Source organism: Planktotalea frisia, assembly GCF_001890925.1.
Lineage (GTDB): Bacteria > Pseudomonadota > Alphaproteobacteria > Rhodobacterales > Rhodobacteraceae > Planktotalea > Planktotalea frisia.
Genome location: NZ_MLCB01000009.1, coordinates 1 through 10,569 on the forward strand (window position 1 = coordinate 1; position 10,569 = coordinate 10,569).

Genomic DNA, 10,569 nt, shown 5'->3' on the forward strand with positions numbered 1-10,569 from the left:
TGACCAGATCGCTGCATGACCAACAATCCTCAAACACCAGATTTGACAATAACTCCCCCATCCAACGTAGTCGCGATAGTGAGACGGTTCTTGTTCCAAGCGGCGAAATTGTCGCTTGGCCGAGATAGGTCATTTGGCGGTTGGAAACACATTGGCCCCCAAGGCGGTTGCGCCTGAGGGCGCGGTAGACACCATAGTCTAAGATTTTGATGCCGTAATCGCGTGCCGAATAGCAAGCAATTCTGATTGGTCCGAGGTGATATTTACGCCGCATATAAGGTGCTTTTTCTACGCTCTCATTTGACGTTTGATTGGGAGGGTTTTTCGGGATTGATATGGTGTTTTTCAAATCAGCTACACCATCCTTTTGGTATGCATCACGCCATGTATAAAAACTGGACCGGCCGATCCCGAAATGTCGGTAGGCTTTGTGGTCATAACCGGTCTTTTCGGCGTGCTGGAGCACTCTAAGTATGGGTTGAATGTCGCGTTCTTCGTTCGTCATCAATACTCCCTAGATCCCAAATTAGGGAATTTACAGGAAGTGTACCAAGAGTCCGTGCGTATCTAGATTATCAAAAAACGCACGATTCGTACGGCGCATTTTCCAAATAAATAGCAAGTTTCAAGATGTCAGCAACTTAGCAAGCAGCCATCGATCTTTTCGAGGTATTTTCAGATATTCGTTCGCAGCAAAACCTCAACCCGGATGCGTTCTTGGGAGCCCTTTGCGACAAGCCTGTCCGTGATCGCTTTGAGCTTTCGCACTGCGCTGCGGACTAAGTGGCCGGGATCTTGTGCGATGACGCCGTCCAAGTCTCCGTTTCTTAAGGCGGCCTCAGTAAAGGGAGTGCGCTCATGGGAAATCTTGATCAAGTGATCGGAGTTCATTGTATCGTTCAAGATCGTCAGCGGCACGCGAGCTTCGGAGGACAACACATATGCACCGATAAGGTCCGGATTGTTGTTGACCGAATTATGAATAATGCGTTCTGCACGTTCTTCATCGCCATAGGTTTCCAAGGAGGGGAGCGTACGCAATCCCGGAAAATGTTTGTTCATCTCGGCATCAAAGCCGATACGTCGTTCAAGGCTATCGCGTGACCTCATGCTTTCCGAGACGACCAGTACGGATCCTTCAGACGCGTGGCTAAAACGACCAATCAGCGTAGCAGCGGTCGCACCGGCGGCATGGTGATCCGTTCCGACCCAGTGTTCTTCCATTGCAGATTGGTCTGCGATGAAGGGCAGTGCCGCCACACCACGCTCTTGCAATCGAAAGATCGCGTCGCGCACTTGTGGAGATTCAGGGGCCATAATCGCAACGCCAGTCGTCTCGTTCGGGTCGAGTGTTCCAAGAAAGGCCGAGATGCTGTGTGGATCATTTTCGTCAATATGCACCACGTCGCACCAAACGAGGTCAGTCGCAAATGTCTCGCTGGCTTCGTCAATATGGCGCACAATTTCCTTTAGAAACAGATCGCCGGAGCGGGGTAGGGCGAAAACAAATCGGTATCTTTGGGATCGTGCAAGGTTCGCCGCTTGGATATTGCGCACGAATCCGAGTTCTTTGATCGCAAGGTTCACGCGATCCACTGTATTTTTCTTCACGCCTTCGCGTCCGTTTAAGACCCGATCGACTGTTGCACGACTAACGCCCGCCGCTTTTGCAAGATCTTTTGTGGTGGGTCTCAACATTATTTCTCTGACGCTCAGCATTGCAGATTTCATCACCTTATCAGACCTTTGCGCTGTCGCAACTGCATCATTTTGTGTCCCGTTTTGGGGCGTGTTTAGTAGACAATAGCCATTTTTGAGGCACGTGCATCATAAATATCTTGCATTGACGCACGTGCCTCAATTAGCAATGTATAGAGCGTGAGGCGTGGCGGGGAGCCATGTCCCGCCATAACTGGGAGGAGTTACCCTTATGAAAAAGACCCTATTCACTTCTGCAGCAGCGGGTGCGATCGTTGCATCCGGGCTCGCGAGCTCTGCGATGGCCGATGGTCATGCGACTGATCTGACACTGTGCTGGGCGGCCTGGGATCCTGCAAATTCATTGATCGAATTGAGCAAGGATTTCGAAAAGCAGTCCGGCCATACGATGAACTTTGAATTCGTACCTTGGACAAGCTTTGCCGACCGCATGTTGAACGAATTGAACTCGGGCGGTCAGCTGTGTGATCTCATGATTGGCGACAGCCAATGGATCGGTGGCGGCGCGGAGAACGGTCACTACGTTAAGCTAAACGAATTCTTTGACGCCAACGGCATCTCGATGGATGACTTCCTGCCAGCTACAGTAACGGGCTACGCTGAATGGCCAAAGAACACGCCAAACTACTATGCGCTTCCCGCCTATGCGGACGTTGTGGGTTGGACATATCGCAAGGATTGGTTCGAACGCCCTGAGCTGCAAAAAGCGTTCATGGAAAAGCATGGTCGTACACTTGACGTGCCTGCATCGCTGGAAGAGTTGCGCGACATTGCTGCCTTTTTCCAAGGTCGCGACATTGACGGCACAACAGTTTACGGCGCTGCGATCTACACAGAGCGTGGCTCTGAAGGCATCACAATGGGCGTCACAAACGCGCTTTATAACTACGGGTTCGAGTATGAAAACCCGGACAAGCCCTACGATCTTGAGGGTTTTGTAAACTCCGACGGCGCGGTTGCAGGTCTTGAACTTTATAAAGAGCTTTATGACACGGGCACACCTCCGGGGTCGTCCAACTGGTACATGGGCGAAAATATCGACGCGTTCCGTTCTGGCCAAGTTGCTATGCAGATGAACTTTGCGTTCATTTGGCCCGGTGTTGAAGCCGACGAAAACGTAGGTGGCGGCAATTCCGGCTACTTCCCGAACCCAGCAGGCCCAACAGGCCAGTTTGCACAGCTTGGTGGCCAAGGTATTTCGGTCGTTGCTTATTCTGAAAAGCAGGACGCAGCGCTTGAGTATATCCAGTGGTTTGCACAGCCTGAAATTCAGCAGCGTTGGTGGGATCTCGGCGGTGCGCCTGCACTGCGCGCGGTTGTTGAAGCGGATGATTTTGCGGGAAGCCAGCCCTATGCGCAGGCCTTCCTTGATAGCATGGCAATCGTGAAAGATTTCTGGGCAGAGCCTGCCTATGCAGACCTTCTGATCGCGATGCAGGAACGTATGCACAACTACGTCATCGCTGGCGAAGGCACTGCAAAAGAAGCTCTGGACGGTTTGGTTCGTGATTGGACCGAAGTGTTCGAGGACGAAGGCAAGCTCTAACGATCCTCCCTGTTGGACCCTCTTCCTAGAAGACGGTCAGACAAACGCTCCAGCCAGTCTTCGGGTTGGCTGGGGCATCTTTCTTTGACGTTTGCGCGACCAGTTCGCCGACGAGGACCCACACAATGACCCTTTCCCCTATGGAGACGGCGGCTGCGAAAACGCCCGCCCCGTTGGCTAAACGGATCCGCGGATTGTCAGATCGGACAATTGCTTGGATATTTGTAGCTCCGACGATTTTCCTGCTGCTTGCGGTGAACATCTTTCCGCTGATCTGGACGATCCGGCTTAGTTTTACCAATTTCCGCGTCAATCGCCCGAACAATGATGTAGAGTGGGTTGGCCTGCGCAATTACCAACGCATCCTGAGCGATCCAGACGTCTGGAACACGATGCAAGCAACGGCGCATTTCCTGATTTGGACAATCACGTTGCAAGTGCTGATCGGCTTTGCGCTCGCTTTTCTGATCAACAAGAAATTCAAAGGCAATGACATGTGGACGACGATCATCGTTTTCCCAATGATGCTGTCCCCAGCTGTTGTCGGCAATTTCTGGACCTTCCTATATCAGCCGCAAATCGGACTGTTCAACTATGTGATCGCGTTTTTTACGGGTGCTGATCCGGCTAGTTTTTCGATGATTGGTGATGTGCATCTCGCACCTTGGGCAATCGTGATTGCCGACACATGGATGTGGACGCCCTTTGTGATGCTGATCTGTCTAGCGGGTCTGCGATCTATTCCTGACAGCATCTATGAGGCCGCTGAATGTGACCGCGCCAGCAAATGGCGTCAGTTCTGGACGATCACCATTCCAATGGCGCTGCCGTTCTTGATGTTGGCCGTGCTGTTTCGCGGGATCGAAAACTTCAAGATGTTTGATCTGGTAGTGCAGCTGACAGGCGGCGGACCGGGAAACACCACCACGCTGACTTCGATTGATTTGAAACGAGAGGCCTTTGAAAAATGGCGCACGGGCTATTCCTCTGCCTACGCTGTGATCCTCTTTGTGACCGTCTTTGGCCTTGCCTCGATCTACGTCAAAGCCCTGAATAAGGTAAAAGAAAGATGAGTTTTTCAGTCACAGAACCGAGCAAGGGAACCAAGTGGCTCGCGGGGGCTTTGGTGATTGGCTATGCTTGCATTACCCTCGTTCCACTCCTTTGGATCATTGCCACGGGGTTCAAATCCCCTACGGATTCAATTGCATACCCCCCCGTGGTCGTATTTGAGCCTACGCTTGAGGGATATGTAAACCTGTTTACAGAGCGCACCCGCGCCACGCCGGATATGTTAGAGGCCGCAGGTGAGCCGCAGACATGGTACGATGAAATCGTTCGCGAACGAGGCACCGTTATTTCCGGCCCCTCTCGCTATGGCGAGCGGTTCCTTAACTCTGTCATAATCGGATTTGGATCGACCTTCCTGTGTATGGTCCTCGGCACTATGGCGGCCTATGCGTTTAGCCGTTTCAAGGTTCCCCTAAAGGATGATTTGCTGTTCTTCATCCTCTCCACGCGGATGATGCCCCCCATCGCAGTTGCGATCCCGATCTTCTTGATGTTCCGCAATCTGGGTTTGAACGATACGCACCTTGGGATGATCCTGCTCTACACGGCAGTGAACCTGTCGCTCTCGGTCTGGCTGCTTAAAGGGTTTATCGACGAGATACCCATTGAATACGAAGAAGCGGCCCTAATCGACGGCTACACGCGGTTCCAAGCCTTCTACAAAGTGGTTCTGCCACAAGCAGCTACAGGCATCGCATCAACCGCAATCTTTTGTCTGATCTTTGCGTGGAATGAATACGCATTTGCGGTCCTGCTCACGTCGGGCACGGCTCAAACGGCACCACCCTTTATCCCGACAATCATTGGAACCAGCGGCAAAGATTGGCCAGCGGTGGCGGCGGGCGCGACGATCTTCCTCGTGCCGGTCATGGTCTTCACCATCCTTTTGCGCAAACACCTGCTGCGCGGGATTACATTTGGGGCAGTTCGCAAATGATGAACATACTTAGCGGCTTGCTGCGGTTTCGCCGTGGCCCATGGGAAATGCTGGCGACCATTCTGATCGCACTTGGGGTGGTCATGTTGATGCAACCCTTCGCGATTGGCCTCTACAGCTATTCCTTCATTGTAACCCTTGTCGGCACGGTGATGTTCATCATCGTCAGCCATTTTCCGGAGTAGATCATGGCACAGATACGAATTGAAAACGTGCGCAAGGATTTCGGATCGTTCAACGCGGTGAAGTCCTCGACGTTCACAATTGAGGACGGCGAATTCTTCATGCTGCTTGGACCTTCGGGTTGCGGCAAGACCACGACGCTGCGCATGATGGCTGGCTTGGAGTTGCCCACATCAGGTGAAATCTACATCGACGGCGAAGAAGTGGGGATGAAGCCGGCTTCGCAGCGCGATATTGCCTTCGTGTTCCAGATGTTCGCGCTCTATCCGCACATGAATGTGGGCAAAAACATCAGCTATCCTTTGCGCAGTCAGGGCATGCCATCGGCGCAGGTCAAAAAGAAGGTGGGTGAAATTGCCGAAATTCTGGGAATTACGGACATCCTGAACAAGCCCGTCGGTGGCTTGTCCGGCGGAGATCGTCAGCGTGTTGCCCTTGGCCGCGCGATTGTGCGCGATCCCAAGGCGTTTTTCATGGACGAGCCGCTGGGCGCGCTGGACGCAGAATTCCGTGAACATATGTCCGAAGAATTGCGCGCGCTGCATGATCGCATGAACGCGACGACGGTCTACGTGACCCACGATCAGCTTGAGGCCATGCAAATGGGCGACAAGATAGTGGTGATGAACCACGGATCGGTTGAACAGTTTGGTGTTCCGCAGGATATCTATGACTGGCCAGCAACGAAGTTTGTGGCGCAATTCATCGGCTCGCCCTCAATGAACTTTCTCGATTTCAACGGGATGATTGGCAAAGGCGGTAATGAAGTCAGCCTCAATGATGTCGCGCTGAACATTCCCAAAAGCATCGATGGCGCGAATGGGGCGTTGTCCTTCGGGGTGCGCCCTGAGCATGTGAGGCTTGATGACGCGGCGGCCTATCGTGGGCGCGTGAAGGCGACGGAATATCTCGGCACGACCCAAATCGTGACATTGGAAACCGCTAATGGCGATGTCAAAGCGCGCGTTGCCAGCTCGGATGCCGTGAATGTTGGCGATCAAACGGGCCTATCCTTTGATGCGCGCACGATCACGCTTTTCGATGCTGAAACAGGTCAGGCGTTACGCTCACAAGCTAATGAAGGAGTGCTGAACCATGGCTGAAGTAGCCCTAACAGGGATTTCTAAATCCTTTGGTGATGAGGTCGTTCTTGATGATGTCACGATGACCATTCCTGATGGTGCGTTTGTCGTACTGCTTGGACCTACGGGTGCTGGCAAAACCACAACATTGCGAATGGTCTCGGGCTTGGACAAGCCAGACACAGGTACGATTACAATTGGGGGGCGCGATGTTGCGTCCTACACACCTGCGCAGCGGGATGTGGCGATGGTGTTCCAGCAGTACTCCCTTTACCCGCACCTAACCGTGCGCCAAAACCTTGAGTTCCCTTTGAAATCACCGATCCTGCAAACGCCGCAAGCGGAGATTAACCAGAAGGTGAGCGCTGTCGCCGAGGTTTTGCAGATCAGCCACAAGCTGGACAACAAAGCAACAGCCTTGTCAGGTGGTGAAATGCAGCGCGTGTCGATTGGGCGTGCCTTGGTGCGCCAACCATCAGTCTATCTGATGGATGAACCGTTGAGCTCGCTCGATGCAAAACTGCGTTCTGATTTGCGCATTGAGCTGAAAAGCATTCAGGCGGATTCTGGGGCGACGATGCTCTATGTGACCCATGATCAAACCGAAGCGATGACGATGGCGACGCATGTGGGTGTTCTCGACAACGGGAAGCTGGTTCAATTTGGCAGCCCGCGCGAAATCTATGAAGATCCAATCAGCATCTATGCTGCCAGCCGTTTAGGTCAGCCGCGCATTAACGTACTGCCCTCGGATGTCTTTGGCGGTGCCCCAAACAAGGCCACACATATCGGACTTCGCCCAGAACAAATCAAGCAAGGCGAGGGGGAGGACAGTTTCGTGCAACGCGTCGAACACCTTGGCGATCAAACCCGCCTGCATCTTTCTTTCAAGTCGCACGATCTTATCACTGTGACTGACGCGCATACCGATCTCAAAGAAGGCGACATCATCCAGATCCGCCCTGACAAGCCATTCTTTTTTGACGCCTCTGGCGCACGTATTTCGTAGGAGAGACACCATGAAACAGTTTATCAATGCCAAGCAGGACATGGTGACCGAAGCGATTGATGGCACGATTGCCGCATCGGGTGGGACACTGACACGTCTGGACGGCTATCCGCATATTCGCGTTGTTTTGCGCGCTGATTGGGACAAATCAAAGGTCGCTTTGGTGTCTGGCGGTGGTTCAGGTCATGAACCTGCGCATGCGGGTTTTGTTGGAGAGGGCATGTTGACAGCGGCGGTTTGTGGCGATGTATTTGCATCGCCTTCGGTGGATGCTGTGTTGGCGGCAATTTTGGCAGTCACAGGTCCGGCGGGATGCCTTTTGATTGTGAAAAACTACACGGGTGATCGTCTGAACTTCGGCCTTGCGGCGGAACGCGCACGTGCCTTTGGTCATAAAGTCAGCGTTGTGATCGTGGATGATGACATCGCCTTGCCCGATCTGCCCCAAGCACGCGGCCTTGCTGGTACACTGTTCGTGCACAAGATTGCAGGTGCCATGGCGGCAAGTGGCGCCAATCTTGACGCCTGTACGATTGCGGCAAAACGGGTGATTGCTTCGACACGTAGCATTGGCTTGTCGCTCGACACCTGTTCGGTGCCTGGCTCCTTGAAGGAAGACCGTATCCCACCAGGCATGGCGGAACTCGGCCTTGGCATTCACGGTGAAGCAGGCGTTGAACAAGTTGCGTCCGCAGGCGCAGTAGATGCAATTGCAAAGGTGACGGACAAGCTAAGCGTCGATATGCCAAGAACGCCCCATGTCGTTCTGATCAACAATCTGGGTGGGGCGTCCTGCCTGGAGATGGCGATCCTGACGGACAGCCTTTTGTCGTCCGACTTTGGTCAGTACATTCGTCTTGTCGTCGGTCCTAGCGCGATGATGACCGCGCTTGATATGCATGGGTTCTCGATATCACTCTGCGAACTTGCGGACGGAGACGAAAAATTTCTCAAAGAAGCGAGCAATGTGCTCGCTTGGCCTGGCTGTCGTTCGGTCTCAAGTCCTGCGGTCTTGCCGCTTCCCGATGGTTTGACGCCAATCCGTGCACCTGCATCTGCACATGAACCAACCAAGGCATTTTTGACGAATTGCTGTACGGTGCTGATTGCCGCTGAGGGTGATTTGAACTTGCTTGATGCTAAATCCGGAGATGGCGATACAGGCTCCACTCTGGCTGGTGCGTCCCGCGCTTTGATTACAGCGATGGATACATTGCCCCTAGCAGATCATACGCAGCTCTACCGTGCCATAGGACTAGAACTAAGCCAGACTATGGGTGGGTCTTCAGGTGTGCTACTTGCGATTTTCTTTGCTGCGGCGGGTGATGCATCATCATCAGGCCAGACAATGCGGGACGCTTTGATCGCTGGGCTTGACCGGATGCGTCAAATTGGCGGTGCTAATCCGGGTGACCGGACGATGGTTGATGCATTGCTGCCGGCTTTGCAGGCTCTGAATGACGGCTTGCCAGCTGCTGCGATGGCAGCGCGAAAGGGGGCAGAATACACTGCCACTCTGACGTCCGCAAAGGCAGGGCGCGCAAGCTACATCAACGCAGATCAGCTTGAAGGTCATATCGATCCAGGTGCCGAAGCTGTCGCGCGCTTATTCGAGCATTTGGCCAAATGACATGCAGCCTACAACATTAAGTGACTACCTTGCCCGTTACGCGGGCGAGACCGAACTCGCTTACTTGATCGAACGCATCGCAAGCGCATGTTGGTCGATTTCGCAACTGGTCGGCGCTAGCGCATTGCATGGCAACCTAGGCGCAAGCGATCAGATCAACACGCAAAGGGAGGTCCAAAAACCTTTAGACATCTTGGCGGATGAAGTGTTCGCGCGCTCGGCGCGAGGAAACAGCGGCGCTTGCTGCGAACGAAGAAGAGCTTAGTTCAGATCGCGCGCAAAATTGCCTGCCTGACTAAAGTGGACTCGGTAAATCGGATATTCTTTGGTCAAAAATTCTGATGTATTCGGTGCGCTGTGACTAGATGCCTTAAGCCACACCAGAGACATAGTTGCGAAGCTGACCCGCTTCTGCTTCTGCGGATTGCATACGAAAGCGGACAACGTCGAGGGTATTTACAACGGCACTTAACTTACCGTCTCTCGTTACTGGAATGTGTCGCACCTGATGCTCAATCATAAGTTGCTCGATCCGTTCGACGTTCTCTGTGGCGTCACAAGAAATTACATCATGCGTCATGAGATTGCTGACCAATAGCTGCTCTAGCGGGCCACCATTTTGGTTCAGGTATTTAACGATGTCGCTACTGGACAGAATGCCCAAGACGAGGTGATTATCATCGGTCACAACGAGCGCTGATGTATCATCTCGCGCGAGTTGTATTATCGCTTCTGATATCAGTGCAGTTGGCTTGATTGTCCTAACCCGTAGGTCAAGATCCTTGAGAAGTCGCTTGATCGTCATCTGAAGACCCTTTGATTGCATGCTTCGATGTAAACATTATGAGTGTGAAGTTGAGTGGCCTCTGACGGCCCTATCTGCCCGAATGGGGCTGATAATTTGAGGTTGAAGGCGTGTGGGGCGTCCTGCGCCCCACACAAGGGTAATGTCGCTACAGGTTCTGGCGTTCTATGGATTACCTCCCAGAATGCCACAAAAGCTAAAAACATACCGACTAAGCCAGCGTTCCAGATTGCTATGGTTTCGGTGAACCCTGCAAAGGGCGGCACAGCTACAAAAAACAACCCCAACGCCAAGCCTGAATAGGTGTACGCTTTGTCATATTTGCTAAAACTGAAACATGTTGTGACAAGAGCCATAAGGCCCATGATCACAAACGTTGCTGCTTCACCAATGACATCCGTGCCAAACGAAGAGGCCCCGCCAAGAAATAAGAATGGCGACAGGATCAACCAAAGGCCAGAAATCGCGAATGCCCATCTGAACACTTCACGATCGCGCATGACATGTATCTCTACCTATAATTTTAGGAGTCCGTCGCGCGCGGCTGATTGATCAGCTGGAATTGCAGCTTGAGGAATTGGAAGCGG

At 52.8% G+C, this 10,569-nt stretch carries 11 protein-coding genes and 1 pseudogene; 8 read left to right on the top strand and 4 right to left on the bottom strand.

Features of this window, described 5'->3' with window-relative positions; genetic code table 11:
- Together PFRI_RS00460 and PFRI_RS00465 are read right to left on the bottom strand one after the other, a co-directional pair.
- A pseudogene (locus PFRI_RS00460) lies at window positions 1–505 on the bottom strand (hypothetical protein); the annotation flags it as partial.
- Between the two features lie 170 nt (window positions 506–675).
- Window positions 676–1,731 carry a LacI family DNA-binding transcriptional regulator gene (locus PFRI_RS00465; RefSeq protein ID WP_072628808.1) on the bottom strand — a complete coding sequence of 352 codons (1,056 nt, stop codon included), beginning with the start codon at window positions 1,729–1,731 and terminating at the stop codon, window positions 676–678.
- Between the two features lie 199 nt (window positions 1,732–1,930).
- On the opposite strand from PFRI_RS00465, the gene PFRI_RS00470 reads away from it, so the two are divergent.
- The 8 genes from PFRI_RS00470 (at window position 1,931) to PFRI_RS00505 (ending at window position 9,442) form a co-directional block, all read left to right on the top strand.
- Complete coding sequence (locus PFRI_RS00470) at window positions 1,931–3,265, top strand: ABC transporter substrate-binding protein (RefSeq protein ID WP_072628809.1); 1,335 nt, start codon at window positions 1,931–1,933, stop codon at window positions 3,263–3,265.
- Window positions 3,266–3,390: 125 nt separating this feature from the next.
- Entirely contained in the window at window positions 3,391–4,338 is a 948-nt protein-coding gene (locus PFRI_RS00475) for a carbohydrate ABC transporter permease (protein ID WP_072628810.1), read from the top strand.
- On the top strand, window positions 4,335–5,273 hold the full coding sequence (locus tag PFRI_RS00480; protein ID WP_072628811.1) for a carbohydrate ABC transporter permease: 939 nt from the start codon (window positions 4,335–4,337) through the stop codon (window positions 5,271–5,273). The genes PFRI_RS00475 and PFRI_RS00480 overlap by 4 nt, the downstream gene beginning before the upstream one ends.
- Window positions 5,270–5,458 (top strand): hypothetical protein, encoded by a 189-nt coding sequence (locus PFRI_RS00485; RefSeq protein ID WP_072628812.1) that lies wholly within the window; start codon window positions 5,270–5,272, stop codon window positions 5,456–5,458. Before PFRI_RS00480 ends, PFRI_RS00485 begins: the two co-directional genes overlap by 4 nt.
- A gap of 3 nt (window positions 5,459–5,461) precedes the next feature.
- On the top strand, window positions 5,462–6,559 hold the full coding sequence (locus PFRI_RS00490; RefSeq protein ID WP_072628813.1) for an ABC transporter ATP-binding protein: 1,098 nt from the start codon (window positions 5,462–5,464) through the stop codon (window positions 6,557–6,559).
- Entirely contained in the window at window positions 6,552–7,547 is a 996-nt protein-coding gene (locus PFRI_RS00495; protein WP_072628814.1) for an ABC transporter ATP-binding protein, read from the top strand. Before PFRI_RS00490 ends, PFRI_RS00495 begins: the two co-directional genes overlap by 8 nt.
- Before the next feature lie 10 nt (window positions 7,548–7,557).
- Window positions 7,558–9,177: a dihydroxyacetone kinase subunit DhaK gene (locus tag PFRI_RS00500; protein WP_072628815.1), complete on the top strand. Its 1,620-nt coding sequence runs from the start codon at window positions 7,558–7,560 to the stop codon at window positions 9,175–9,177.
- Window position 9,178: 1 nt separating this feature from the next.
- A complete protein-coding gene (locus PFRI_RS00505; protein WP_072628816.1) occupies window positions 9,179–9,442 on the top strand; it encodes an FIG domain-containing protein in 264 nt (87 codons plus the stop codon).
- Between the two features lie 105 nt (window positions 9,443–9,547).
- Here the strand turns inward: PFRI_RS00505 and PFRI_RS00510 are convergent, their stop codons facing one another.
- The gene (locus tag PFRI_RS00510) at window positions 9,548–9,982 is read right to left on the bottom strand and encodes a CBS domain-containing protein (protein ID WP_072628817.1); all 435 of its coding nucleotides are present in this window, start codon (window positions 9,980–9,982) and stop codon (window positions 9,548–9,550) included.
- Entirely contained in the window at window positions 9,979–10,482 is a 504-nt protein-coding gene (locus PFRI_RS00515) for an SPW repeat domain-containing protein (RefSeq protein WP_072628818.1), read from the bottom strand. Before PFRI_RS00515 ends, PFRI_RS00510 begins: the two co-directional genes overlap by 4 nt.
- Window positions 10,483–10,569 lie beyond the last annotated feature (87 nt).